The organism is Massilia oculi, assembly GCF_003143515.1.
GTDB lineage: Bacteria > Pseudomonadota > Gammaproteobacteria > Burkholderiales > Burkholderiaceae_D > Telluria > Telluria oculi.
In genome coordinates, this window is record NZ_CP029343.1 from 3,959,788 (window position 1) to 3,984,857 (window position 25,070).

16 protein-coding genes, 1 tRNA gene and 5 pseudogenes are annotated in these 25,070 nt (G+C 62.4%); 12 read left to right on the forward strand and 10 right to left on the reverse strand.

Annotated features, from left to right (window positions below; genetic code table 11):
* Positions 1 to 2: 2 nt before the first annotated feature.
* From DIR46_RS17975 to DIR46_RS17990, 4 genes and pseudogenes are all read left to right on the forward strand, one after another.
* Entirely contained in the window at positions 3 to 923 is a 921-nt protein-coding gene (locus tag DIR46_RS17975) for a TIGR03571 family LLM class oxidoreductase (protein ID WP_109346461.1), read from the forward strand.
* Positions 924 to 1,058: 135 nt separating this feature from the next.
* Positions 1,059 to 2,960, forward strand: coding sequence for a glycoside hydrolase family 2 protein (locus tag DIR46_RS17980; protein ID WP_109346462.1), 1,902 nt, complete (start codon positions 1,059 to 1,061; stop codon positions 2,958 to 2,960).
* A gap of 35 nt (positions 2,961 to 2,995) precedes the next feature.
* Positions 2,996 to 4,056, forward strand: a pseudogene (locus DIR46_RS17985) (LacI family DNA-binding transcriptional regulator).
* 92 nt (positions 4,057 to 4,148) lie between these two features.
* Positions 4,149 to 5,501, forward strand: coding sequence for an enolase C-terminal domain-like protein (locus DIR46_RS17990; RefSeq protein WP_109346463.1), 1,353 nt, complete (start codon positions 4,149 to 4,151; stop codon positions 5,499 to 5,501).
* A gap of 114 nt (positions 5,502 to 5,615) precedes the next feature.
* On the opposite strand, the gene DIR46_RS17995 is transcribed toward DIR46_RS17990, so the two are convergent.
* The gene (locus tag DIR46_RS17995) at positions 5,616 to 6,263 is read right to left on the reverse strand and encodes a DUF4136 domain-containing protein (RefSeq protein ID WP_109346464.1); all 648 of its coding nucleotides are present in this window, start codon (positions 6,261 to 6,263) and stop codon (positions 5,616 to 5,618) included.
* A gap of 184 nt (positions 6,264 to 6,447) precedes the next feature.
* Here DIR46_RS17995 and pepN point away from each other — a divergent pair, with 184 nt between their 5' ends.
* The 4 genes from pepN to DIR46_RS18015 all read left to right on the forward strand — a co-directional run bounded on the left by pepN (position 6,448) and on the right by DIR46_RS18015 (position 11,281).
* Complete coding sequence (pepN, locus tag DIR46_RS18000; RefSeq protein WP_109346465.1) at positions 6,448 to 9,105, forward strand: aminopeptidase N; 2,658 nt, start codon at positions 6,448 to 6,450, stop codon at positions 9,103 to 9,105.
* Positions 9,106 to 9,136: 31 nt separating this feature from the next.
* Positions 9,137 to 10,138, forward strand: a complete 1,002-nt coding sequence (locus DIR46_RS18005; protein WP_109346466.1) for a class 1 fructose-bisphosphatase — start codon at positions 9,137 to 9,139, stop codon at positions 10,136 to 10,138.
* Between the two features lie 139 nt (positions 10,139 to 10,277).
* Positions 10,278 to 10,353, forward strand: a tRNA-Thr gene (locus DIR46_RS18010).
* A gap of 274 nt (positions 10,354 to 10,627) precedes the next feature.
* Positions 10,628 to 11,281: a hypothetical protein gene (locus DIR46_RS18015; RefSeq protein ID WP_162819556.1), complete on the forward strand. Its 654-nt coding sequence runs from the start codon at positions 10,628 to 10,630 to the stop codon at positions 11,279 to 11,281.
* Between the two features lie 813 nt (positions 11,282 to 12,094).
* Here DIR46_RS18015 and DIR46_RS18020 read toward each other — a convergent pair.
* Together DIR46_RS18020 and DIR46_RS18025 are read right to left on the reverse strand one after the other, a co-directional pair.
* A pseudogene (locus DIR46_RS18020) lies at positions 12,095 to 12,181 on the reverse strand (single-stranded DNA-binding protein); the annotation flags it as partial.
* Between the two features lie 167 nt (positions 12,182 to 12,348).
* On the reverse strand, positions 12,349 to 12,747 hold the full coding sequence (locus DIR46_RS18025) for a hypothetical protein (protein ID WP_109346468.1): 399 nt from the start codon (positions 12,745 to 12,747) through the stop codon (positions 12,349 to 12,351).
* Between the two features lie 744 nt (positions 12,748 to 13,491).
* Between DIR46_RS18025 and DIR46_RS18030 the strand changes: the two genes are divergently transcribed.
* Both DIR46_RS18030 and DIR46_RS18035 read left to right on the forward strand, forming a co-directional pair.
* Entirely contained in the window at positions 13,492 to 13,722 is a 231-nt protein-coding gene (locus DIR46_RS18030) for a hypothetical protein (RefSeq protein ID WP_162819557.1), read from the forward strand.
* Positions 13,723 to 13,818: 96 nt separating this feature from the next.
* A complete protein-coding gene (locus tag DIR46_RS18035) occupies positions 13,819 to 14,004 on the forward strand; it encodes a diguanylate cyclase domain-containing protein (RefSeq protein ID WP_162819558.1) in 186 nt (61 codons plus the stop codon).
* A 280-nt stretch (positions 14,005 to 14,284) separates the two neighbouring features.
* Here the strand turns inward: DIR46_RS18035 and DIR46_RS18040 are convergent, their stop codons facing one another.
* The 5 genes and pseudogenes from DIR46_RS18040 to DIR46_RS18060 form a co-directional block, all read right to left on the reverse strand.
* Complete coding sequence (locus tag DIR46_RS18040) at positions 14,285 to 15,661, reverse strand: Dyp-type peroxidase (protein WP_109346471.1); 1,377 nt, start codon at positions 15,659 to 15,661, stop codon at positions 14,285 to 14,287.
* A 1-nt stretch (position 15,662) separates the two neighbouring features.
* Positions 15,663 to 16,361, reverse strand: coding sequence for a hypothetical protein (locus tag DIR46_RS18045; protein ID WP_109346472.1), 699 nt, complete (start codon positions 16,359 to 16,361; stop codon positions 15,663 to 15,665).
* Positions 16,362 to 16,373: 12 nt separating this feature from the next.
* Positions 16,374 to 17,459 carry a catalase family protein gene (locus DIR46_RS18050; protein WP_205288999.1) on the reverse strand — a complete coding sequence of 362 codons (1,086 nt, stop codon included), beginning with the start codon at positions 17,457 to 17,459 and terminating at the stop codon, positions 16,374 to 16,376.
* Between the two features lie 147 nt (positions 17,460 to 17,606).
* Positions 17,607 to 17,810: pseudogene (locus tag DIR46_RS18055) on the reverse strand (IS3 family transposase); the annotation flags it as partial.
* A 12-nt stretch (positions 17,811 to 17,822) separates the two neighbouring features.
* A pseudogene (locus DIR46_RS18060) lies at positions 17,823 to 18,434 on the reverse strand (transposase); the annotation flags it as partial.
* A 72-nt stretch (positions 18,435 to 18,506) separates the two neighbouring features.
* Between DIR46_RS18060 and DIR46_RS18065 the strand changes: the two are divergent.
* Positions 18,507 to 20,063: pseudogene (locus DIR46_RS18065) on the forward strand (IS3 family transposase).
* Positions 20,064 to 20,076: 13 nt separating this feature from the next.
* Here DIR46_RS18065 and DIR46_RS18070 read toward each other — a convergent pair.
* The gene (locus DIR46_RS18070; protein ID WP_162819559.1) at positions 20,077 to 20,652 is read right to left on the reverse strand and encodes a PD-(D/E)XK nuclease domain-containing protein; all 576 of its coding nucleotides are present in this window, start codon (positions 20,650 to 20,652) and stop codon (positions 20,077 to 20,079) included.
* 689 nt (positions 20,653 to 21,341) lie between these two features.
* On the opposite strand from DIR46_RS18070, the gene DIR46_RS18080 reads away from it, so the two are divergent.
* The gene (locus tag DIR46_RS18080) at positions 21,342 to 23,651 is read left to right on the forward strand and encodes a DUF3987 domain-containing protein (RefSeq protein ID WP_109346475.1); all 2,310 of its coding nucleotides are present in this window, start codon (positions 21,342 to 21,344) and stop codon (positions 23,649 to 23,651) included.
* A gap of 41 nt (positions 23,652 to 23,692) precedes the next feature.
* Here DIR46_RS18080 and DIR46_RS18085 read toward each other — a convergent pair whose 3' ends face one another.
* Entirely contained in the window at positions 23,693 to 24,988 is a 1,296-nt protein-coding gene (locus tag DIR46_RS18085; protein ID WP_109346476.1) for a tyrosine-type recombinase/integrase, read from the reverse strand.
* Between the last annotated feature and the right edge of the window lie 82 nt (positions 24,989 to 25,070).

The window sequence follows — 25,070 nt, forward strand, 5'->3', positions numbered from 1 at the left end:
CCATGGAGGACTTCAACCGCGCATACGGGCAAGTCTTCGTCCCCGGCCGCCTGACGGTCGGGCTGATGACGCCCCTGGCGGGACAGTCCGGCGCCCTGGCCGATCTCGCATCGGCGCAAGCGCATGCGCGCCTGGCCGATGCGCTGGGCTTCGCCGCCCTCTGGACCCGCGACGTGCCGCTGATGATCCCGCAGGGCAGCGCCAACGAGACCGCGGCGCTGGACGACCCCTTCCTGTGGCTGGCCGCGCTGGCGGCGGTGACCGAGCGGATCGTGCTTGCCACCGGCGCCATCGTGCTGCCGCTGCGCCATCCGCTGCACGTGGCCAAGGCGGCGCTGACCCTGGACCGGATCAGCCACGGCCGCCTGCTGCTGGGCCTGGGTTCGGGCGACCGTCCCGAGGAATTCTCCCGTTTCGGGGCCGACCTGGAGACGCGCGACCTGGCCTTTCGCGAGCACTGGCGCGCCTTGCACACCGCGCTGGCGCCGGCGCCGGTCGCGGACCCGGAGCAATACCGCGTGCTGCCCCCGCCGCAGGCGCGCATCCCCATGCTCGCGGTGGGCAGCGCGAGACAGTCGCTGCAGTGGATCGCCGAACATGCGGATGGCTGGGCCAGCTATCACCGCGAGGAAGACCGGCAAAAAGGCCGGATCGCGCTCTGGCACATGGCGCAGGACCAGCGTTCGCCCGGGATGCGCAAGCCCTTCATCCAGTCGGTGCAGCTGGACTTGCTGGACGATCCGGCGGCGCCGCTCGATGCGATCGAGCTTGGCCTGCGCACGGGCCGCCATGCATTGGCCGCCTATCTGCAACGCATGCGCGAACTCGGCGTCGCCCACATCCTGTTCAACCTGCACCGGGGTGCGCGGCCGGCGGAGGACGTCCTGCGCGAGCTGGGCGCCGAGATTCTGCCGCAGCTCTAGGCCTGTATTTTCAGAGGTTTCGTCGCCCAGCATTTTATTGACACAATAAAACTGTCCCGCTACATTACCCAGCACCAGATACCGGTAACCAAAAAACCACACCGGACGGCGCCAGCCGCAGAGCGGGAGACAACCATGAAGCATTTTGGCAATGCATTGGGGGCGGCGCTGTGGGCGCTGGTCCTGTCCTGGCATCTGAACGCAACGGCGCAAGCGCCGGCAGCCCCGGCCTCGGCCTCGGCCTCGGCCGCGGAAAAAACGCAAGCGTCCGCGCCGCTGCAGAATATCTACGGCCGCCAGCATCTGAGCCTGAACGGCCGCTGGAACTACATCGTCGACCCCTACGAGACGGGCTATTACAACTACCGGCGCGAGCCGTTCGACGCGACGCCCTCGGGCAAGGGCGGCTTCTATGACGACCTGGGCCCGCCGCAGAATGGCGAACTGGTCGAGTACAACTTCGACCTGTCCCCCACGCTCAGGACTCCCGGCGACTGGAATTCGCAGGACGAGAAACTGGTGTTCTATGAAGGCACGGTGTGGATGCGGCGGGTGTTCAATGCCGAGCCGAAGGAGGACAAACGCTATTTCCTCTACTTTGGCGCGGTCAACTACGAGTCCCACGTCTACCTGAACGGCAAGAAGCTGGGCACGCACAAGGGCGGCTTCACGCCATTCCAGTTCGACGTCAGCGGCAAGCTGAATAAAGGCCGCAACGTCGTGGTGGTCAAGGTCGACAATATGCGTCACCAGGACGAGATCCCGACCGTGAACACCGACTGGTGGAACTATGGCGGCATCACGCGCGACGTGCTGCTGGCCGAAGTCCCCGCCACCCATATCGCCGACTACAAGGTGCAGCTGGCCAAGGGCGACCTGAAGCGCATCCAGGGCTACGTCCAGCTGGCCGGCGACCAGCCGCGGCAAAGCGTCAGCGTGACGATTCCCGCGGCAGGCATCAGCACCACGGTGCAGGCCGACGCCAGCGGCCGCGCCGCCATCGATATCGACATCGATCACGCGGCCGGCAAGCTGCGCTACTGGTCGCCCGAAACGCCGATCCTGTACGACGTCGAGATCGCGGCCGGGTCGGACACGGTGAAGGACAGGGTGGGTTTGCGCACCATCGAGACCCGCGGCCAGGACATCCTGCTCAACGGGAAGCCGATCTTTTTGCGCGGGATCTCGCTGCACGACGAGAACCCGCTGGCCCAGGGACGCCTGCGCGGCGAGGGCGATATGCGCATGATGCTGCAGTGGGCGCGCGAGCTCAACGCCAACTTCGTGCGCCTGGCCCACTATCCGCACAGCGAACGGATGTCGCGCCTGGCCGACGAGATGGGCCTGCTGCTGTGGGCCGAGGTGCCGGTGTACTGGACCATCTCGTGGACCAATCCCGACACCTACCGCAACGCCGAGCGCCAGCTGACCGACATGGTGGTGCGCGACAAGAACCGCGCCAGCGTCATCGTCTGGTCGATCGGGAACGAGACGCCGGTGGGCGAGCCGCGCAACGTCTTCATGGGCCGGCTGTCCGACGCCGTGCGCGGCCTGGACGACACGCGCCTGGTGGCGGCGGCGCTCGAAGTGCATCGCGAGGGCCAGCGTGTCGTGGTCGAGGATCCGCTGGCCGGCAAGCTGGACCTGGCCAGCTTCAACGAATACGCCGGCTGGTACTGGAGCGATCCCGAGGACATGCTGAACTACCGTTTCGACATCAAGGTGAACAAACCGGTGGTCGTCAGCGAGTTCGGCGCCGATGCGCTGGGCGGCCATCACGGCGACGCCACGACCCGCTGGACCGAGGAATACCAGGAACGCCTGTACCAGAACCAGTTCAAGCTGCTGACCGCGATCCCCGGCCTGCGCGGCATGACGCCGTGGATCCTGGCCGACTTCCGCTCGCCGCGCCGCCCGCATCCGCAATACCAGGATTTCTGGAACCGCAAGGGCCTGATCTCGGACACCGGCCAGAAGAAGAAAGCCTTCCATACCCTGAAGCGCTTTTACGATGGCATGCAGCAGAAATACCGATAGCAGGCCGGGCATGGTGCGGTGCTAGAATCGCGGCCATGGAACCCCCCGCCCCGAAGGACGCACCAGCTACCGCCCGCAAGAGCCGCAAGGGCGCCACGCCCACCGTGCGCGACGTCGCCCGCCTGGCCGGCGTGGCCCCGATGAGCGTCTCGCGCGCGCTGAACAATCCCGATTCGGTCTCGCCCGAGATCCTGCGGCGCGTGCGCGAGGTGGTGGACCGGGTGGGCTACGTGCCGAATTTGCTGGCCGGCGGCCTGGCCTCCAAGAAGAGCCGCATGGTGGCGGCCGTGGTGCCGACCATCAGCGGCTCGGTCTTCCTCGAGATGGTGCAGGCGCTCACCGACGGCCTGGCCGCGCGCGGCTACCAGCTGATGCTGGGCCAGGCCGGCTACGAGAACTCGCGCGAGGACGCGCTGCTCGAGGCCATCATCGGCCGTCGTCCGGACGGCGTGGTGCTGACCGGGATCATGCGCTCGGAGCAGGGCCGGCGCCGCCTGCTGGCCAGCGGCATCCCGGTGGTCGAGACCTGGGACCTGACCGACACCCCGATCGACATGCTGGTGGGTTTTTCGCACGAACAGATCGGCAAGGCGGTGGCCGAATACCTGCACGGGCGCGGACGCCGCAGGATCGCCGCCATCAGCGCCGACGACGAACGCGCGGTGCGCCGCAACCGCCAGTTCGCCGACACCGTGCTGGCGCTGCAGCCGGGGCTGGGCGCGGACCGGGCGGCGGTGCCGACCTGCATCGTGCCGGCGCCGACGTCGCTTGGCAGCGGCCGCGCGGGCCTGCGCGAGCTGCTGGCGCGCGATCCCGGCATCGACGCCGTGTTCTGCAGCTCCGACATGATGGCCCAGGGCGTGCTGCTCGAAGCGCTGGCGCTGGGCATCAAGGTGCCCGAGCAGCTGGCCGTGGTCGGCCTGGGCGACCTGGCGTTCTCGCGCGACCTCCATCCCCCCTGACCACGGTGCGCATCGACGGCACCGCCATCGGTTCCACCGCCGCACAGCTGATCATCGACCGCGCGGAAGGCCGGCCGGTGGAGGCGCCGGTGCGCGACGTCGGCTTCGTCATCGTCGAACGCGGCAGCAGTTAACCGTCAAAAACCGCCTGCGGTGCGTTGACTTCATCGTCAAGATACCGGTATCATCGTCCCATCTTGATACCGGTAACATATCTTAGGGAAGAATGATGACCATCGAATCTTCGACGCAGGGCGGCACGCCAACGATCACCGCGATGCGCGTGGTGCCGGTCGCGGGCCGCGACGGCATGCTGCTCAACCTCAGCGGCGCCCACGCGCCGTGGTTCACCCGTAACCTGGTGATCCTCACCGACAGCAGCGGCCAGCAAGGCGTCGGCGAAGTGCCGGGCGGGGAGAGCATCCGCCAGACGCTCGAGGATGCGCGCGCGCTGGTCGTCGGCCAGCCGATCGGCGCCTGGAACGGCGTGCTGCGCTCGATGCGCACGGCGTTCGCCGGACGCGATGCGGCGGGGCGCGGACAGCAGACCTTCGACCTGCGCGTGATGATCCACGCGGTGGCCGGCGTCGAGTGCGCCTTGCTCGACCTGCTGGGCAAGTTCATGGGCGTGCCGGTGGCCGACCTGCTCGGCGACGGCCGCCAGCGCGACCAGGTCGAGATGCTGGGCTACCTGTTCTACGTGGGCGACCGCAAGGCCACCGATCTTCCTTATGCCAGCGAGCCGGATGCGCAAGATGAATGGCTGCGCCTGCGCCACGAGCCGGCCATGGACACCGACGCCATCGTGGCCCAGGCCCGCGCCGCCCAGAAGCGCTACGGCTTCAAGAGCTTCAAGCTCAAGGGCGGCGTGCTGCGCGGCGAACAGGAAATCGAGGCGGCGCGCGCGCTCAAGGAAGCCTTCCCGCAGGCCGCCGTCACGCTCGATCCCAACGGTTGCTGGCTGCTGCAGGACGCGATCCGGCTGTGCCGCGACATGAAGGGCGTGCTGGCCTATGCCGAGGATCCCTGCGGGCCGGAAGGCGGATATTCGGGCCGCGAGACGATGGCCGAATTCCGCCGCGCCACCGGCCTGCGCACCGCCACCAATATGATCGCCACCGACTGGCGCCAGCTGGCGCACGCGGTGCAGCTGGGGGCCGTGGACATCCCGCTGGCCGACCCGCATTTCTGGACCATGCAGGACACGGTGCGCGTGGCGAAAATGTGCGAAGCCTGGGGCCTGACCTGGGGCTCGCATTCGAACAACCACTTCGATGTCTCGCTGGCGATGTTCACCCATTGCGCGGCGGCGGCGCCGGGCGAGATCACGGCGATCGACACCCACTGGATCTGGCAGGACGGCCAGCACCTGACCCGCAACCCGCTGCGCATCGTGGACGGCATGGTCACCGTGCCGACGGCGCCGGGGCTGGGCGTGGAACTCGATATGGACGCGGTGGAGGCCGCGCACCAGCGCTATTCTCAGATGGGGCTGGGCGGGCGCGACGATGCGGTGGGGATGCAGTACCTGGTTCCGAACTGGAAGTTCGATAGCAAGAAACCTTGCATGGTGCGCTGACCCGTTGTCTCTCGTTGACCCGTCATGCGGCGCGCGTGACGGGTCTTTTTTCTTCCTGCGGTCCCATGAAAAAAGCCGGGCAATGCCCGGCTTCGTGAACCCGATCGACTGCGATCAGCCTTTCGGTTCCTGCTTCACCTCGACCCGCCGCGCCACGCCCGACGGGCCCGGGAACCCTTCGAAGGCGCTGTGCACCAGCGCCGGCATGATTTCCGGCGTCGACATATTGCGGCTGGTGTTGTGCACCGTGACGTCGAACAGGCGCTTGCCGTCGCGCGCCGACTTGATCGAGACCTGCAGCTCGCGCCGGTAGTGGTGCTCGATCGAGGTCTGGTAGGCCGGATACGGACCCCAGAACGGATCGTAGAACGGGCTGTACCAGCCGCCCCAATAGCGGCGATGGAAGCCGCGGTAGCCGTAGCCGTAGCGTGCGCCCGGATAGAAATACGGCGTCATGATCGGCTCCAGCACGCGCACCGGCAGGTCGGTGGTGGTGAAGCGCATCGCCACCGTCAGCGCCGGCGTGGCGCCCTCGGCGTCGCGGAAGCCCTGGCGCGCCAGCTGGGCGCGCACCAGTTCCTGGTAGCTGCGCCATTCCAGCGTGTCGTCCTGCGGCGACGGCACCTCGAATACATAACTCTTGTCTTCCATCTGGGCCGGCCATTGGTGGAAGGTCGTGACGTCGCTGCGGATGGTGGTCGCGCAACCGCCCAGGAGCAGTGCGAGCGCCGTGCCGGCGGCGACCATGATGAGGCGTTTCATACAATCTCCAGATTATTTGTGCGGAATTTCCCCGATGATCAAGCTTACCGCTTGTTCAGGATCAATGAACCAGGTTTTACACCCCGTTACCGTGCATACACTGCGATACATGGAATCGAACGAAGCACCGGAAAAGCTTGTTGGTAAAATAAGCACTTCTCCACTGTGTTCTTGGACTCTTCCTATGCGCACCGATACGCCCCAGACCATTTACCGCAAAGACTATACCCCGCCAAGTTACCTTGTGGATACTGTCGAGCTCGGCTTCGACCTGGATCCCGTGCGGACGGTCGTGGCCAACCGTCTGACCTTGCGCCGCAACCCGGCGGCAAGCGGGCGGGCCATCGAGCTGCATGGCGAGGAGATCGAGCTGGTGGCGCTGCGCCTCAACGGCAAGACCCTGGGCGGGGCCGACTATACGCTGGCCGACAATCTGCTGACCATCCACGAGGCGCCGGACGACGTGGTGCTCGAGATCGAATCGGTCTGCGTGCCCGAGCAGAACACGACGCTCAGCGGCTTGTATGTATCGAATGGCAACTTCTTCACCCAGTGCGAGGCCGAAGGCTTCCGCCGCATCACCTATTTCCCGGACCGCCCGGACGTGATGGCCAAGTACACCGTGATGCTGCGCGCCGACAAGGCGCGCTATCCGGTGCTGCTGTCGAACGGCAACCTGATCCAGGAAGGCGATCTCGACGATGGGCGTCACTATGCGCTGTGGGAAGACCCGTTCAAGAAGCCCTCTTACCTGTTCGCGCTGGTGGCCGCCAGACTGGTGTGCCAGGAAGAGACCTTCCGCCTGGCGGACGGCCGCGACGCGCTGCTGCAGGTGTGGGTCGAAGAAGGCAACCTGGACAAGACCGATTATGCGATGCAGTCGCTCAAGCACAGCATCCGCTGGGACGAGGAAAAATACGGCCTCGAGCTCGACCTGGACCGCTTCATGATCGTCGCCACCAGCGACTTCAACATGGGCGCGATGGAAAACAAGGGCCTCAATATCTTCAACACCAAGTTCGTGCTGGCCAACCCGCGGGTGGCGACCGACGTCGACTTCCAGGGCATCGAGGCGGTGGTGGCGCACGAATACTTCCACAACTGGACCGGCAATCGCGTGACCTGCCGCGACTGGTTCCAGCTGTCGCTGAAGGAAGGCCTGACGGTATTCCGCGACCAGGAATTCACGGCCGACATGATCGGCACCGACACCGGCCGCGCCGTGACCCGCATCGACCAGGTGCGCACGCTGCGCCAGCACCAGTTCCCCGAGGACGCCGGCCCGATGGCGCACCCGGTGCGTCCCGACTCCTTCGTGGAGATCAATAATTTTTATACGGTGACGGTGTACGAGAAGGGCGCCGAAGTGGTGCGCATGTACCAGACGCTGTTCGGCGTCGACGGCTTCCGCAAGGGCATGGACCTGTACTTCGAACGCCATGACGAGCAGGCGGTCGAGTGCGACGATTTCCGGCGCGCGATGGCCGACGCCAACGGCCGCGACCTGACCCAGTTCGAACGCTGGTACAGCCAGGCCGGCACCCCGGTGCTGCGTTTCGAGGGCCGCTGGGACGAGGCCGTCCACACCTACACGCTCAAGCTGATCCAGTCCTGCCCGCCGACGCCGGGCCAGCCGGAGAAGCTGCCGTTCCACATCCCGGTCGCGGTCGGCCTGCTGGACGCCGCCGGCAACGACATGCGCCTGGTAGAGGGTGGCGTCGACCGCGGCACGACGGCGGTGCTCGAGCTGACCCAGGCCGAGCAGACCTTCGTCTTCACCGACGTGACGGAGCAGCCGGTGGCGTCGGTGCTGCGCGGCTTCTCGGCGCCGGTGATCCTGCAGGGCAGCTATACCGATGCCGACCTGCTGCACCTGTTCAGCCATGACAGCGACCCGGTCAACCGCTGGGAAGCGGGCCAGCGCCTGGCCATGAGCCGCCTGCTCAAGCTGACCGGCGAGGCCGCGGCCAAGGGCAATAGCGGCGCCAGCCTGAATCTGGACGACACTTTCATCGAGGCGATGCGCAAGGTGCTGGCCGACGAGACCCTCGACCCGGCCTTCCGCGAGCAGGCGCTGCTGCTGCCTTCCGAGGGCATGGTGGCCGAGCAGATCGACGGCGTCGACCCGCTGGCCGTGCACATCGCGCGCCAGTTCATCCGCGCCGACATCGGCGCGCGCCTGCGCGGCGAGCTGCTGGCGCAGTACCAGGCCAACCTGACGCCGGGAGCGTACAGTCCGGACGCGGCGTCCGCCGGCAAGCGCGCGCTCAAGAACCTGGCGCTGTCCTACCTGAACGCGGCGCCCGACGAAGACAGCGTGGCGCTGGCCCAGCGCCAGTTCGACAAGGCCGACAACATGACCGACCGCGCCGCCGCGCTGGGCGCGCTGATCGCATCGCGCGTGCCGGAAGCGGCCGACGCGCTGGACGTGTTCTACCAGGAGTTCCAGGGCGAGGCACTGGTGGTGGACAAGTGGTTCATGATGCAGGCCACGGCCCCGACCACCGACGTGGCGGCGGTGCGCGCGCTGATGCGCCATCCCGCCTTCACCCTGCGCAACCCGAACCGCGCGCGCAGCCTGGTCGCGGCCTTCTGCATGAACAATCCGGTGCAGTTCCATGCGCCGGACGGCAGCGGCTACGCTTTCTGGGCCGAGCAGGTGATCGCGCTCGACGCGCTCAACCCGCAGGTCGCCAGCCGCCTGGCGCGCGCCATGGACCGCTGGCGCCGTTACGCGCCGGCGCTGCAGCAGCAGATGCAGGCCGCGCTGCAGCGGGTGGCGGGGCAGGGCAAGCTGTCCAACGACGTGCGCGAAGTGGTGAGCAAAGCGCTCGCGAATTGATAACAATATTTAAACCAAACCTGAGGAAGTCATGAAACGCGTAAGTCTGACGCAATACCTGGTCGAAGAGCAGCGCCTGCACCAGAACATCAACGCCGAGCTGCGCCTGCTGATCGAGGTCGTCGCCCGCGCCTGCAAGCGCATCAGCTATTCGGTGAGCAAGGGCGCGCTGGGCGAAGTGCTGGGCAGCGCCGAGACCGAGAACATCCAGGGCGAAGTCCAGAAGAAGCTGGACGTGATCTCCAACGAGATCCTGCTGGAGGCGAACGAGTGGGGCGGCCACCTGGCGGCGATGGCGTCCGAAGAGATGGAAACCATCCGCCAGATCCCGAGCCGCTATCCGATGGGCGAGTTCCTGCTGCTGTTCGATCCGCTGGACGGCTCGTCGAACATCGACGTCAACGTCTCGATCGGCACCATCTTCTCGGTGCTCAAGGCCCCGGAAGGCATGAACCAGCCGACCGAGCAGGACTTCCTGCAGCCCGGCACCGCCCAGGTGGCGGCCGGCTATGCGGTCTATGGCCCGCAGACCATGCTGGTGCTCACCACCGGCAACGGCGTGCACTGCTTCACGCTGGACCGCGAGATGGGTTCGTGGGTGCTGACCCAGAGCGACATGCAGATTCCGGTCTCGACGAAGGAGTTCGCCATCAATATGTCCAACAAGCGCCACTGGAATCCGCCGGTGCAGCGCTACGTGGACGAGCTGCTGGCGGGCGAGACCGGCCCGCGCGGCAAGGATTTCAATATGCGCTGGATCGCCTCGATGGTGGCCGACGTGCACCGCATCCTGAACCGCGGCGGCGTCTTCATGTATCCGGCCGACCTGCGCGATCCCGCTTCGCCGGGCAAGCTGCGCCTGATGTACGAGGCCAACCCGATGGCGATGATCGTCGAGCAGGCCGGCGGCGCCGCCACCGACGGCAAGGGCCGCATCCTGGACATCCCGCCGACCAAGCTGCACCAGCGCGTGCCGGTGTTCCTGGGCTCGAAGGAAGAAGTCGAGATCGTCACAGGCTATCACGGCGCCTGAATTTCCTGTTTTCGGCCGATAATGCGGCACGCTAGCGATACACACTAGCAAGTTTGCCGCATTGTTTGCTAGAATATGGTTCTTTCGTCACGGCGGCTACGTCGTCGTGCGCCGAAAGGCAAGGCGAAGCACAGGTTTCGCCGCTGTAGCTCAGTCGGTAGAGCAGCGCATTCGTAATGCGAAGGTCACCAGTTCGATTCCGGTCAGCGGCACCAAGAATTAGTAGTAAGATCAAAGGGTTACAGGCTTCGGCGTGTAACCCTTTTTTCTTTTTCGCGGCGTCCGTTCGGTTGTGTAACCGCTGTGTAACCCAGCTTCGTCTACGTTTTTGTCTATGCGCCCTGGGGCAGTGCTTGGTCTTTGCTCATGCCCCAATTGTGGCGGTACGATAGTGCCATGACTAGCTACTCTGCTCCCTCTGTCCACGTATGCCCCAGCTGTGATGCTTTCTTTCTTCGCCGGCGGCTTCGCACTATCAACTTCTTCGGCATGCGCGACTGGTCCGATGGCGCGCCAAGCATGTGGTGGCGGCAGGAACCCTTGGTCCAGTGTAAAGCGTGCGCTGCGCTCTTCTGGCTGGACGATATCGAGCATGTCGGAATCATGCCCGAAGCGGCGAGACCCATTCGTCGGTTGACGAGGGCTTGGCTGCGATGGCGCGGCGACCCGGGAAGGCAACTTCAGGCTCACGAAGAATGGACCGAGGCCATGAAGTCATGGGGACAGGCGCAGCATGTCGGCCGCGTCAATTTCGACGACGTGGTGTATGTGTTGTCACGCTCGAAGGGCGTGGACAGGGACCGGTTGCTTTGGCTCAGGAATCGCATCTGGTGGGGTTTGAACGACCGCTACCGCAGCCGATCCGATGGGTCCCCTGTCCCCGACGCGCCGAGCTGGCCAGCCGCCGCAGAGCGATCCAACATGGAGGTCATCCTGGACATTCTGCGGGATGGCGCGCAACAGCCGGGCAGCATGATCCAGCAAGGGGAGCTGTTGCGGTTGCTGGGCCGTTTCGACGAAGCGATCGCTCTGCTCAAGGCTGTACCGGCGGACGGACATAGCGAGGTCCGAGCGGTGCAGATCGAAAGACTGGCGCGAAGCGGTGACGCGCAAGTGCGGGAGCTGACCGCTCCGAATTGGTGAGGCTATGCTGCCGCGCTCCGCGCCACTACCGACTCAGGGCTGGACGGGCGGCTCCAAAACACTAACATCGGTAGCTACAGCTTGCGTGCCGGTACAGGAATTATTCGAGCGGTCCTTTGCGGCCGGCGAGGCCCTGCGAACTCGAGTTGTCATAGTGCGGCGCGGACTTGTTGACTCGTGAACACGGGTTTCGCCCGAACGTCTGACTGGTGTGTTCACTCTGCTGTGATTGCTACTCGTGCATATTGCGGGCGTCGTCGACGCGGCTCTTAAGTCGGTTGGGGCGGCTCCGGCACCAGATTTCGCCGGAGATATACCAGTTATCGTGCCATCCCTCTCGCCGGACGGTAACCATCCTGGTGGAGTAGGGAGTATCAAGACAGGTTTGTACCTTAGCATCTCACCGGCGAGTTCAGGGTGCCCGACCTGAACAAATAGCAGGGCGAAGCCTGGTGGGCCTATGTAAGCCAAAAGTAGGGCGAGCGCAAGCAACCACGCAAAGGCGCGGCGGGTTAACGGTTTTGGGAGATTTAGGCGCCGGTGGGCGCGAGGGGAAAGGGGTGTAGCGGGGGAGCGGTTGGACTGAGAAAGACGTCGAGGACCATCGCTGTCGCCGTCGCCGTCGCCGTCGCCATCCCCGCCGTCATCATCCCCAGAACCGCTTGCATCGTCTGCACCTGGTGCAGCAGTACCAGCTGAAGTGGTGGTAGACGCCATTTCCTTGGCGTTCTGTTTTGATTCTGGGCCAGCGAACCCAGCTTTCTTTTTGAATGCAGCCGACGCCCGGCTAACTCTGTACTCAGCATAAATTGCTGCAATGACGTCGCCCGACGGCATATAACGGATTTCTGGATCGCGGCCGAGATTGCCGACGAGAATGACTTTGTTGACATTAGCCATAATATTCCTTTCATTGAGTAGTGCTGAGCCATTCTGATGGCACTTGATTTTTGACTAACAAATCGTGGCGATGAATTAGGTGCTCCATAAAGGTGCTGGGCAAAGCCGCCGTACCATGCCAGCGTGGAACAGAAGCGCTCCGCGACCAAGGGCGTAGCAAGGGGCTACTAGCGCTGGCGGAACTCGATGACGAAGTTATTGCCGTCGAACACCGTCACCTTCCCGGCCACGTTCTCCTTGATGTAGAACTCCTTCTTGAGGCTTGCCGCCTCCTCCCCGCGCTCAACGACCTCGGGCTGGTTCGTTTTGTCGATGACCAGCCTGACGTCTAGGTCCTCGTCATGGGCCTTCCGCAGGTGCTCCGTGAGTAGGTTCTTCTCGGGCGCGTTCAGGTGCCAGCGAGAGAGCCGGTCGGTGTAGGTGAGCACGCGATTCGCGAGCTTGAGCTTGTGAGCCCAGCAGCTGATCACCATCGATCCATTGGAGGCGATTGAGGAGTACGCCCACTGCGGGTTGGTAAGGGTCGCGCCGAAAGCGCGGAACGCGTCGGAGAAGGAGAGGTTCATGAGCGGCTATCCTGAGGGTCAGAATTAAGGACAATGATAGCAGTGCCGGTAGAGCTCGAAAGCAAAAGGGGAATATGAACCTGCCGCCGACCAATCGGTTTCGCCTATATGTACACCGAAAAATTTTGAAGGACCGGACCTATAAGGCTGCGCGAGACGGGGGTACCGCTTTGGTTTTCCCCCGGTGGGGTGGGGGGGGGAGGCTGGGTATGCTCGCCTGACCTCGCCATAGTACCTCTAGGGCGACGATTGGATCAGGCCGGAAGGCAGTAAGCGGCCTCACAGCGTCCCAGTGGCCTTGTATTTGCAACCGATTCTGTCGACCATGCCCGCATCATGCAACTGTCCAAGAGCGCGAATCGTGGCCTTGTCGGGCAAGCCAGCCAACTCGGCCATGGCACGGCCCGATCTGGACCGCATGTTTGATCGGCAGCGGGCGAAGCGGACATGGAACCAACCGACTCATGTGTACGAGCTCCATCGCGCGCGTGCGAAGCCTATGGTCAGGACACAATGGTCTTCCAGGGACGTTTTTGTGAGTGGTCACTAACCAGCGCCGCGTTGAACCAGCTCTACCTTCTCATAACATTCTCTCCAAGGTAGAGAAGGCTGAAACCCGCATGGATACTAGGTTTTAGAAGATTTATATGTATATCTTCTCTCCTTCTCTACCCCCCACCCTCTGTAAAAATTTCAACAGCTATCTGCATTGAGCACGCTGTCATTCGATTGATGTGGATATTCATGCTCGAAATCACGCAAACCCACTGTTTATGCGGGTTACAAGGAATTCGGTGCGTGGATATTGTGTGGATGTTTGTGGACATTGCCTTAGAAAAGCATCCGGAACGAGAGGATTTGCACTTTCTCTTAAGCGACCGCAGCCGGTCTCTCGCTCCGTTACTTCGCAAGCTAGTAGCGGAGATGCCCGAACTCTTTACTGACTACGACGGCAACCAACTGGCGACCATTTGATTCGTCATCTTCTCGTTCATCCATACGCAACCCTGAGATTTCATGTGCATCCATGCATGACATGCCTCGTGGGCAGTGTAGGCGATATGGACAGCATTGCGGCGCAAGATCGCGGTCGAGGGGCGCGAGCTGTACCTGACGCTCAGCATGGGCATTGCCCTGTTCCCACAGGACGGGCTGGATTACCAGGCCCTGGTGCGCAACGCCGACACCGCCCTGTACCGCGCTAAGGCCGCCGGGCGCAACGGCTGGCAGTTCTTCGACAGTTCCATGGCGCGCTAGGTCGAGCATCGGCTGGACATGGAAACCGCCCTGTGGCAAGCCATCGAACACGAAGAATTCCGCCTGTACTACCAGCCCAAGCTCTCGCTCAGGACGCATTCGTTCTTCTTCGACATTAGAAACCATATTATCGGGTTCTCTAGTGTATGGAGTTTAAATTCGAGGTATTCACTAGAATCCTCTTCAAGAGTGGCTGCAAGCCGACGGTTGGCGGCGCATCCGTGAAGCAGTCTTCCTACGCCTGCGGGCCAACGGTTACAGCTTCCTGTTCCGCAGATTATTAACGTGCCCAACCGGCCTCGCCGATCCAGCGTAGCGCTGCCAGCGAGGGCATGAACAGGTACTCGCCGCCCTTGAGCTGGTTGAAAGTAGTCACGCCGTCCAACCGGCGCCGCACTGGCGACTGTGGCAGCGTGAAACTGCCAGGCGTCTCGTGCAGGCCGACGATAGCGTCGCGCTCCGTGCCCAAGTCGATGAAATTGCCGCGGTTGATCCATTCCTGTTGAAGAAACTCGATGGTGTCATAGGCGCGTGCACTGATGAAGATGAAGAAGATGCCGCGCTCACTCCGTGCATCGTCTGCCGCCGTTACCTCGCGACTCCATTTGGGGCCGAAGGTCGAGGACCGCCGGATAATGCGGTGGATGTTCACATCGGTCAGGATCGTTAGCCTGCTGTCGCGCGGATTCAGGCGCCGCATGTGGGACGCGTGCGGGCAGACGAAGCCGCGCGGGTCCTTCGAAAAATCGAAATCGTTGTTGCGGGCCGGGTCGGCGCCCAGTTCCGGATCGTCGCGCTCGGGGGCGAGGATCAGGGGCGCCCCGCTGCGCCAGCGGCCGACCAGCTTGGCCGCTAGCAGCTCTTCATCGGATTCATTGGCGGCATGGCTGCGCACGAAGTCGTTGAACGCGCCGACCTGGCTGGCGTACTTGCGCAGCACCACGAAAGAACCGTTGCGTCCCAGTTCGGGCGGATCCGGCATCGCCACCGGGGCCCCGGTCTCGCTGTTCTCACCGAGGATGAATTCACCGGCCGCGATCGCGCGCTCCTGGCCCGGTAGCGCATCGACGCCGCTACCGGCAACCGCGGGCTGCGAAATCGAATCGCGGAAGCCGAAGGGGTTTTTGGCATCGGCATCGGCGCCAAATGCGTGGGTGCCGACCAAGGTTACACCGTGCGAGCGCGCCAGTTCGTCCATGGCCTTGGTGCGCGCCGTTTCGAGCGCGGCGGCGTCGCGCGCATAGATCGTCAGCGCTAGATGGCAGGCGCCGGGGCGGAACGCTTCGTCCCAGTGTTCGGGCGCATTGACGTCGACGTCGCGCAACTGTTCGGCGCGCGCCGCCATGCCTTGCTGGAAGGGCAGCGGAAAACTCTTGAGCGAGGCCTCCGGCAGGCCCAGGGCCTTTAAGCCTTGGAAGCTGAGTGCGGCACCGGTCCAGGCGTCGCGGTCGTCGGTCCAACCGGCTGCGGAAGGGATATGGGCGGCCAGGCGGCGCACCAGGTCGCGTCCTCCTTCCGCATCGTCGAAATGCAGCATCGCGTGGATGCCGACATAGGGTTCGGGACGCGAACGCAAGATCAGGGCCTGGATGTCGTCCAGAGCCAGCGTCACCCGTTCGCGCTGGAAGCGCGCCTTCAAATCGTTGAGCAGGCCCATGTCAGTAATCGACTCCTTCCGGCTGCGAGATCGTGGCGCTGAGCGTGTCCAGCGCCTTGCGTGTCGCCTCGTCCGTAGGCGGATGCGCGGCCATGGCGTCGAAGAAGGTGTCCAGCGCCTTTTCCATACGCTGGTAGCGGCGGGTGTCGACCACGGTCACCTGCGGGTTGGCGACAAACCAGCCGGCGGCATCGATCTGGTGCGATGCGATGAAGTCTTTCACCTGCGGGCTGGCGATGCCCGGCCAGCCTTCCACGTTCGCGAACAGCAGGTCCATCAGTTCCGGAATCTTGGTCGCGAAGTCATTGATATAGCTGTCCCAGTCGCCGTCATAGGTGGTAGCAAACAGGATTCGGGTGTCGTTGTCGAAGAAGACGAAGCGCATGTCGTGCAAGGTGGAGACACGCTGGGCGCCATCCATATTGCCGTTGGTGAGATCGAAGATGCGACGCAGACGGTCGGCGCCGCCCGGCTTGAGCGGCGCGATCGCGGTCAGTTCGGACACGTTGCCGGACTGCTTGCCCGCGCGCCCCGCCGATTTGGCGCTGCCCTTCAGGTCGGGATTGTGCTTGCGCACCATCGCTTCAAGTGCGATCTTGGCGAGATGCGGCGCGTCGTGCGCCACCGCATCGATGCGGCGCCGGACTTCCTGCAGCCAGGTTTCGTCGTCCAGGCGTGGGTCGGTGGTCTTGTCGGTCATGGTTCGGGTTCCTCAGTCTGGGATGTCGGAAGGCTGTGATGGCTCCGTGCGTGGTCGCGCGTTCATCGCATGGCGATACGCGCTCGAACGCTCGTAGGCTGCACGCCGGATGCGCATGATGCCGCCCAGCGGCCGGTGCGCCTGGATGGCGTTCCAGGGGTTGAAGGAAAGGATGTCGTCGCCATACACCTGGCGCTGCGGCGTCGCAGTGGGCTGTGGGGGGAAGCGCAGCGTGGCGATGGGGCGGTGCGGGGAGCGCTCCTCGCTCCACCGTACGGCGGCGTCCTCGACCGGCATCGCCGCCAGGTCAACGCACAACTGCGCCGACAGTTCGTATTCGGCGCCATGCTCGGCAAAGAAGGCGCTGACGGCGTCGCGCATGCAGGCATCATGCACCTCTGTCAGAGGCTGCCCTGTTAACGTACGCACCTCCGCAGACTTGGGCGCGAGCGCGAGCTTGGCAATGTAGTCGCCAAAGCGGATCGCCGCCTGCGTGTGGTAAGTCTCGCCGAGCGGATGGTAATTATCGCGCGCCAATCCTTCGAGCGTTGCGCCTGGTTCCATACCCAGTGCCTGCACTAGCTCTTTCGCGCCACGCGCGGTGCCAGCCACCAGCCGTTGGAAGGTATCCGGCGCATGTGAATTGGCTTCGAGCAGCGCTAGCATCTGCTTGTACTTGGGGATGGTGCCGAAGGCGAGCACCGGAAAGTTCACCATCAGGAAGTCTTGGTTGGCGCCAGCAATGCCGGGCGACAGGCGCTCGCCCTCCACGCCCATCACCTTGAGCGCAAAGCCGCGCGGTGCCGGAATCTTGTCGGAGTGGATGTCGCCGGGTGCCGAGGATAGGCGCGCGACAACGTGGTAGCTGCGCGCCTCGGCGAAAATCCCCTGGCGCAGCTCGGGCGGCAAATTCGCATGCACCGCTAGTTCGCCAATCAGCAGGCCATTGGACTTGGCATGGGCGTCGCGGACTGCGTGACGGTGGCGCTCGAACGCGCAGCGGTTGGCGGCCGCCATCTGTTCGACGATCTGGTCTGTGAGGTGTGCTTCGTCTTCAGAAACCGTTTCTACATCAGGGGCATAGGGCAAAGGACGCACAGTGACACTCCTTAAAAAGTTGCATTAAAAGTATCATGAAAGTGTATGTTAGGAGATAATTTGTTGCAGTGCAACCGAGTGAACACTCTATCGTAAAGCTTGACGCAACTGCTGCCTGATCTTTCGGACTGAATCGCCACGACTTTTCTAGACACTCGAGAGCCGCTGGAAATACTGCTTTTCATACTCAGCTGGCGACATGTCATTGCTGAAGCTGTGCCGGCGCTTCGGATTGTAGAACATCTCGATATAGTCGAAGATGTCCTGCCTGGCCTCGTCGCGGGTAATGTAGATCCGACGGCGAACTCGCTCCCGTTTCAGTAGCTGGAAAAAGCTCTCTGCGACAGCGTTGACGCTCCTATGTCAACTGGGTAGCGCCGTCGCCGTCAGGTCCGCCAAGATGTAGGGATATAACTCTCTGACGACATACCGGTTTACACACCGGTGGATCTCCTTGTTCGACAAGCCCTCTGTCGTTCGTTTTTCGACGTAGGCGCGGGTTCGGGGCTCACTGCGCATTCGTACCATCGCAATAGTCCACAATGCGTTGTTGGCTTGACGGTTGCCTCCTCGGTTTAGTCGATGACGTGTCGTCTTGCCAGAGGATGCCTGTATTGGATTCACACCGCACAGCGCCGCGAGCGCAGCTTCACTGCGTAGACGTTCGGGATTGTCTCCGGCGGTGATAATCAATGTTGCTGCAGTGAGAGGTCCGACGCCGAATTGTTCACGAAGATTCGGAGCAAATTGGAGCGTCAGCTGTTTTAGCTGTGAATCGAGCTCCTTGAGTTCAGCCTTAAGCATCAACCATCGTCTTGCCAAAAGCCGTAGAGTCGAAGTCAGTGCAATCAAGAGCGTCGTTGTGCCAAGTTGCCGAAGATCGGCACAGCCAGCGATGCATTGCTCTGCTTTGACCTTCCAGAGACGATCGCGGATTTCTTCTGGAGCACTTACCGGTATTGCTCGCAACTGATCCCCCGGTGTCAGAATAGTTGTCGCGTCACCTGATGAGATAAAACCATACCGGGGACGGGCAAGAGAGATCAAGTGAGGCAGTATTCAACAGAACGGAAAGAGGCGCTACTGCGGCAGATGATGCCGCCGCAGAACAGGCTGGTGTCAGAATTGGCTCGCGAGAGCGGGATCACCGAGCAGACCCTTTATACTTGGCGCCGTCAACTTCGTAATCAGGGAATCGCAGTGCCAGGTAGTGGGAAAAATTCTGAGGAATGGACCTCGGAAGACAAGTTCGCAGTGGTGTTGGAAACGGCTGCGCTGAACGCGAGCGAACTGGCCGAGTATTGCCGACGCAAGGGCCTGTTCGCCGAACAGATTACCGCATGGCGCGCCGCCTGCATGGCAGCCAATGCGAGCACGACGCAGCAAACGCGGGGCCAGCAGGCGCAATCGAAGGAAGACAAGAAGCGCATCCGGCAACTGGAGAAGGACTTGCAGCGCAAGGAGAAAGCGCTGGCCGAGGCAGCAGCACTGCTGATCCTGCGAAAAAAAGCCCAGGCAATCTGGGGGGACAAAGAGGAAGACTGATCAGCGTCCCAGATCGCCTGTTGTGTGTCGAGTTGATCCGTGAGGCACAGGCAGCAGGTAGCCGTCTTGCGCCGGCCTGCATCGAGCTGGGTATCACCCTGCGCACATTCCAGCGCTGGGGTGCGCGAAGGCGACGATGCCGTGGCCGGCGACAGCCGTCCAACCATTGTGAGGCCAGAACCGGCCAACAAGCTGAGCGAGGATGAGCGGGCCGAGATCCTGGCCGTTGCCAATAGCGAGGAGTTCGCCAGCCTGCCACCGAGCCAGATCGTGCCGGCTCTGGCTGATCGAGGCGTGTACATGGCGTCGGAATCGAGCTTCTACCGCGTCTTGAAGGCAGCATCGCAGCAGCACCATCGCGGCCGTGCAAAGAAGCCTTCCGACCGCGTGCTCACAAGCCATTGCGCCACTGGGCCGAACCAAGTGTGGAGTTGGGATATTACGTGGATGCCAGCTGCCGTGAAGGGCCAGTTTTATTACTGGTACATGGTACTGGACGTCTTCAGCCGCAAGATCGTCGGGCACGAGGTGCACGTGGCGGAATCGTCGGAATTGGCGTCACGGCTGATGCGCCGGACAAGCTTGGCAGAAGGACTGGCAGGCCGTTCCCTAGTGCTGCATTCGGACAATGGCAGCGCAATGAAAGGCGCGACCATGCTGGCGACCCTGGAGCAGTTGGGCGTGGCGCCGTCGTTCAGCAGGCCACGTGTGAGCAACGACAATGCCTATGCCGAATCGCTGTTCCGTACCTGCAAATACCGCCCGGACTACCCGAGCAAACCGTTTGCGAGCTTGGAACAGGCGCAGGAATGGACGCAGAAATTTGTGCGCTGGTATAACCAGGAGCACAAGCACAGTGGCCTGAAATTCGTGACGCCAGCACAGCGCCACAGCGGCCAGGACGCGGCGATCCTGAAACGCCGGGAGCAGGTTTATGACGATGCCCGCAGCCGCAAACCGCAGCGCTGGTCGAGAGGCACCAGGAACTGGAAAATGGGAAGTCAGGTCTGGTTGAATCCGGAACGGATTCGGCCAGAAGCATTACAGCGCGCCGCTTGAGGTGACGCGACAGCTACGTTGACAAACACCGATGTTCTGGGTCGTAGACGACGCACCATAGCTTCTTGCAGGTGGGATGCGCTGCGTAGTGACCGATGTCAAGCATGAGTTCATCACCGACCCCTTTGGCATGCTGCCTGTCTCGAACACATTTTGTTTCAATCACCAATTCGTGAGCGGGCAAGAGGAAGTCCATGCGCGTACTCTTGCCGGCGTAGCTTGGGGTGTACTCTTCAGGCCTGACGTCCTGAACCCAAGGACGTAACAAGGCGTGCAACAAATCTTGTACATCGTACTCGTTGGTAAAGCGAAGTTGTTCTGCTCCCTTACGCCGATAGGTTAATGGGTGCATGGCTCGACGCAGCCCTTGGATGACAACAGAAATTACCTCGTCCACACTATGAGGCCTTGCAGGCACTAGGCGCACGGCGATCTGACCATCATCTTGGGTGCGCGTGGATTGACCTACCGGCAGCACCCTGCCGAGCCGAAAGTAGCGCAGCCCGTCTTCCGCTAACGCGGCTTCTATACGTGCCCTGTTCTCGTTCCACTGCGCTTCATCGGCTGCATCGGCAGGGCGGGTGTCCATGTATTCTTCAAGCACACTGCCGAGGACTTGAAGGCTATCGACGGCCGGGTCTTGGCCGGTCCTAAAAAGCCATTCCTTCCACTTCGAGTGATGGGCCAACGCAGGTGGTTCGCCGGGCGCTCCTGAGGAGGCGAATAAGGCATCTAAAGTTGGATGACCTCCGGTGGTCTGAATCACATCGCCAACGACCTTGCAGAGTGCACGAGAAAGTCTTGTGTTTTTCATATGGCAAACACTATACATGAGTGGCAGTGGATAACAGCAGGCGACAAATAGTTAAATTTCTGTTTTGCGCGCGAAAAAATTTTGAGGGATTCACCTATACAAGAGTAGGAGCCAGGGGGTACTTTGGGTTCCCCCCCCACCACCGGCAGTCGACCAAAAGCAACGAAAATAAACGAAGTCGAATTATTTTTGGCAGACAAATAATGGGTTTCCCTTAACAAGACCCGGACTATAAAGACCATGTCTGCATCCACCTCAGTGACTGCGCACTACCCCGCGCTGATCAAAGAAACCCGTACTCACGTCCCAACCGCGTGCGCAGCGCACTGGCTGAACCGCGCCCCGCAAACGCTCCGCTCGTGGGCGTGCTTTGAGAACGGGCCGATTCGCCCCATCCGCGTGCAGGGCCGCCTGGCCTGGCCAGTCGATGGCATCCTGCGCCTGCTGAAAATGGAGTGCGCTTAATGAGCGCGCTGATTGCCCACAGCCCGCTGGCCGAACCGCAAGGTAGCAAGGTGCCAGAAGAAGGCGTGATGATTGCTCACGGCACGATGACTGACATTTCGGAAGGTGACCCCGCAGCCTCGACCGTCAGCAACCTGGCACGCACTGCGGCGGAGGCGACGGCCCGGATCAATCGCACTCGCCAGTTTGCAAAGCAGTATATGGAGGAGTGCGGTTTCAGCCTGTGCGCCATTGCCAAGGGGACTAAAGGCCCGAAGTTGAAAGGGTGGCAGAACAAGCCCCTGGCACAGAACATGATCGGTGACCACGGACTCGGGCTGATCCACGCCCTCTCGGGTACCTGTGCAATCGACCTCGACGACCTCCAGGCGGCAGAGGCTTACCTCGGTGCGCGCGGTATCGAGTTGCGCGAGTTGCTCGCCGATGATGAGGCAGTACAGATCATTTCGGGGCGCCCGAACCGTTCCAAGTTGCTGTACCGCCTGCCGGAAGGGGTGGAGCCGCCCGTCACCAAGCAAATCAAAAGCAATGGTGCCATGATCATCGAGTTCCGTTGCGCCGCCAGCGACAGCGACGGATGCCAGGATGTGCTGCCGCCCACGATTCACCCGAAGACGGGGTGCGAATACAAGTGGGGCGGCGCAGGCGACTTCACCAAGTTGCCGGTCTTGCCGGATGCGCTGCTCAACGCCTGGGTGAACGATGCTGCGCCGGTCGCCATTTTGAATTCCTCGACTAGCGAATCCTCCCTCGTTATCGTCGAAGGCGGGCGCAACCTGACGTTGTTCAAGCTCGCTGGCGATCTGGTTGCCGCCGGGATGGCAGAAGAGAGCATCCGTGCGGCTCTGACCAAGGAAAACGAAATCAAATGCGTTGACCCGTTGCCGCTGAGCGAAGTGGAGACGATCGTGCGTAGCGCACTGAAGTCCAGCCAGGGTGCCCTGCAACTGGCACAACAGGAGGCTCTCGAGAATGCGCGGCTTGCGGCATTCGACGCCCGGCTTAAGGTCCAGGCCAAACAGAACCGGGTGACTGACTTCCTCCCGAGGCTCCCGTCCGTCATGCAGCAGATCGCAGCTTGGTATCAGAATCGTGCCTTCTACTACCAGGAGACGTTCGTGCTGCCGATCGCCCTGGCGGCGTGCGGCGCGGTCCTGGCCCGCGATTTCACGAGCGAGGGCAAGGCTTCTACCAATATGTACTGGGTGCTGATCGCGCCGACCGCCACTGGTAAAGAAGCTGCGCTGCGCTGCATTAATGACATTGTCACTGCCTATGGCGATCAGCGACGTGCTGGTGCCCCAACGAGTCAAGGGGGCGTGCTGGCTGCGTTGGAACGTAATCCGGCAAGCTGCCTCGTCATCGATGAACTCGGCGAGTACCTCAAGGGTGTGTTCGACCCCAAGGCTGCGGGCTTCAAAGCGGCGATCGGACCCATCCTCATGGATCTGTACACCAAAGGCGGAACTGAATTCTTGGGGCAGGAATATGCCAAGCAGACAGGTCCCGACGCCCGCAAACGAGCCGACATCAAAAGCCCGTGCCCTTCGATCTTCGGCGCGACGACTCCGTCGACCTTCTATGCCGCGTTGAGTGCTGCCACGGTCGACAACGGCTTCTTGCCGCGCCTGTTGCCATTCCGTGCGCCCGACAGGGTGCCGGTTCCGAACTTCGTGCAGAATGAGGAGCCGGTGCCGGCTGTAGTCATTGAATGGCTGGAGACCGTCAAATCGCGCGCGGCACTGCGCCAGAAGGAGCTGGGTGTCGGCGGGGATCTGCACGGTGTCCAGTCATATTGCCCGGTGCACGTGCCGTTCTCGGCTGAGGCACTGGAGCTGCGCAACGCGCACATGCTGGCGATCTGCGAACGGAGGAATTCTGGCGTTGATGGCCTGGCAAGCAACATGATGTCGCGCACCGTCGAGAATGCGGGGCGCGTCGCATTGACCTTGGCCTTGGCTGACAATCCGCATGCAACCGAAGTCGGCGTTGAGCACTTGCAGCTCGCCTTGGACATTGTCAGCTACGCTGCCGACGTGTTCTTGAATGACATGCGCAAGAATGTCTTCGACAGCAAATTCGCGGAGCTGGAAACGAAGGTGCTGGAGTACATCAAGAAATACTACATCGACGAGAAATGCGGCGTGGCAGAGGGGACCTTGCGTGATCGCTGCCGTTCGTACAAGAATGCAACCCAGAGCCAGCGAAAAGCCGTCATCGAGGCGTTGGAGGGGCAGGGCAGGATCACGCGAGACAAAACACAAAAAGATTCCTGGCGCTTCACCCCCACCCTCGAAGCCCTGCAATAAGACGAGAAAGTACCGCCGGGGCCGGCGGGAATTTCTTCCAATCAGGCACTCAGCCGAGCATCAATCACCGGCACTTCAACCCCCGCCTGAGCAAGCATCCACACTTCAATCTTCGTGTGCCACATCCGCAGCAGGTCGATCGGGCGGCGGATGTAATGCTTCTCCGCGATGGCGCTAGGCTTGTGGCCCATGATCTGGGCCACGACGCCGGCCGGGCACTCCACCCACTCGCTCAACGTGCCAAACGAGCGGCGCAGGCCGTGGATTGTCACATGCGGCAGCTCGGCCGCTTCCAGTGCATTGTTATGGGCCTTGCGTGGCTCCTGGATGCGTCCGCTTGCGGCGGTGCGGCTGCTGAATACCCACTCATTGGTGCGCGGCAGGGCATCCAGCAGCGCGGACACGTAGGGAGTCAACGGAATCGTCCGGTTGGCCTCTACCTTATCCTGCAAGACCATCGTGCCCCACTTGAAGTCCACATCTGTCCAGCGCAGCCCAGCCATTTCCTCACGGCGCGCGCCCGTCAGCAGGAGGGCTTGCAGGTAGGCGCTGGCGACAGGGTTCTGGATTTCCCGGACTTGTTTGAACCACGGGGCCAATTGTTCGCGCTGGAGGCAATCCGACTTCGCCGCAGGCTTGGGGAGCTCATCCTTGGCCACGCATGAAGCGCATGCGTTGGGGCTGACGTCGGTCTTGTACTCGGCTCGCATGGCGCACCAATTCAGGAACCCGCGCAAGCGCACGAAAGCGTTCATTGCCACGGTGGACCTATGTGTCTCCCCGTTCAGCCATTTCCGCACATATTCGGCGTCGATTTCACGGAGAGGGCGGGCGAGCACGGAGACCAGCACGCCGGGCAGCGTGGTTTCTCCCTCCCCCTTTTTGCGCCCACGTTTCTTTTGACGGCCACCCGGATCGACCAGCCTCTGGTGGTCCAGCAGGGTGCGGGCGCTCCACCGGCTTGCCCGGGCCGTCATATAGGCATCCCACGCTTCGCGCGCGGGGGTCTCGGCGCGGCGGCTGGCGTCGCGCTTCGCTGCCTGCTCAGCGACAAGCTCCGCTTTCTGCACCCTCGGGTCGTGCCCGCTGTCGACCAGCACCTTGAGGCGGCGCGCTTCCGCCTGGGCACTGGCGATGTCCCATGTCGATGGGGAGCCGATCGTGGTGCGGATGGTTTGATTGTTGAGCTTGGCCTGGAAGACATAAGCCTTGGCCCCGCTGGAGACCACGCGCAGGCCGAGGCATGGCGCGGTAGCGTCCCACATGAATGCTTGTTTGCTGTTGGGCGGGCAAGTGAAGCCATCGACCCGCGCAGCAGTGAATTTGATTTTCGCCATATAGCTGAGTGTTGTGTAACCGCTGTGTAACCCAGCTATCAGTATATTTGCCAATCGTCATCAACACAAGGCTGGCCGAAAA

Bases quoted from the DNA above. Each gene is read 5' to 3' on its own strand.
- DIR46_RS18005 (WP_109346466.1), top strand. From the start codon at position 9,137: ATGAAACGCGTAAGTCTGACGCAATACCTGGTCGAAGAGCAGCGCCTG.
- DIR46_RS18040 (WP_109346471.1), bottom strand. From the start codon at position 15,661: ATGGGCCTGCTCAACGATTTGAAGGCGCGCTTCCAGCGCGAACGGGTG.
- DIR46_RS18070 (WP_162819559.1), bottom strand. From the start codon at position 20,652: ATGGACACCCGCCCTGCCGATGCAGCCGATGAAGCGCAGTGGAACGAG.
- DIR46_RS17980 (WP_109346462.1), top strand. From the start codon at position 1,059: ATGAAGCATTTTGGCAATGCATTGGGGGCGGCGCTGTGGGCGCTGGTC.
- DIR46_RS17995 (WP_109346464.1), bottom strand. From the start codon at position 6,263: ATGAAACGCCTCATCATGGTCGCCGCCGGCACGGCGCTCGCACTGCTC.
- DIR46_RS18080 (WP_109346475.1), top strand. From the start codon at position 21,342: ATGAGCGCGCTGATTGCCCACAGCCCGCTGGCCGAACCGCAAGGTAGC.
- DIR46_RS18025 (WP_109346468.1), bottom strand. From the start codon at position 12,747: ATGAACCTCTCCTTCTCCGACGCGTTCCGCGCTTTCGGCGCGACCCTT.
- DIR46_RS18015 (WP_162819556.1), top strand. From the start codon at position 10,628: ATGCGCGACTGGTCCGATGGCGCGCCAAGCATGTGGTGGCGGCAGGAA.
- DIR46_RS18085 (WP_109346476.1), bottom strand. From the start codon at position 24,988: ATGGCGAAAATCAAATTCACTGCTGCGCGGGTCGATGGCTTCACTTGC.
- DIR46_RS17990 (WP_109346463.1), top strand. From the start codon at position 4,149: ATGATGACCATCGAATCTTCGACGCAGGGCGGCACGCCAACGATCACC.
- pepN (WP_109346465.1), top strand. From the start codon at position 6,448: ATGCGCACCGATACGCCCCAGACCATTTACCGCAAAGACTATACCCCG.
- DIR46_RS18030 (WP_162819557.1), top strand. From the start codon at position 13,492: ATGCTCGAAATCACGCAAACCCACTGTTTATGCGGGTTACAAGGAATT.
- DIR46_RS18045 (WP_109346472.1), bottom strand. From the start codon at position 16,361: ATGACCGACAAGACCACCGACCCACGCCTGGACGACGAAACCTGGCTG.
- DIR46_RS17975 (WP_109346461.1), top strand. From the start codon at position 3: ATGGAGGACTTCAACCGCGCATACGGGCAAGTCTTCGTCCCCGGCCGC.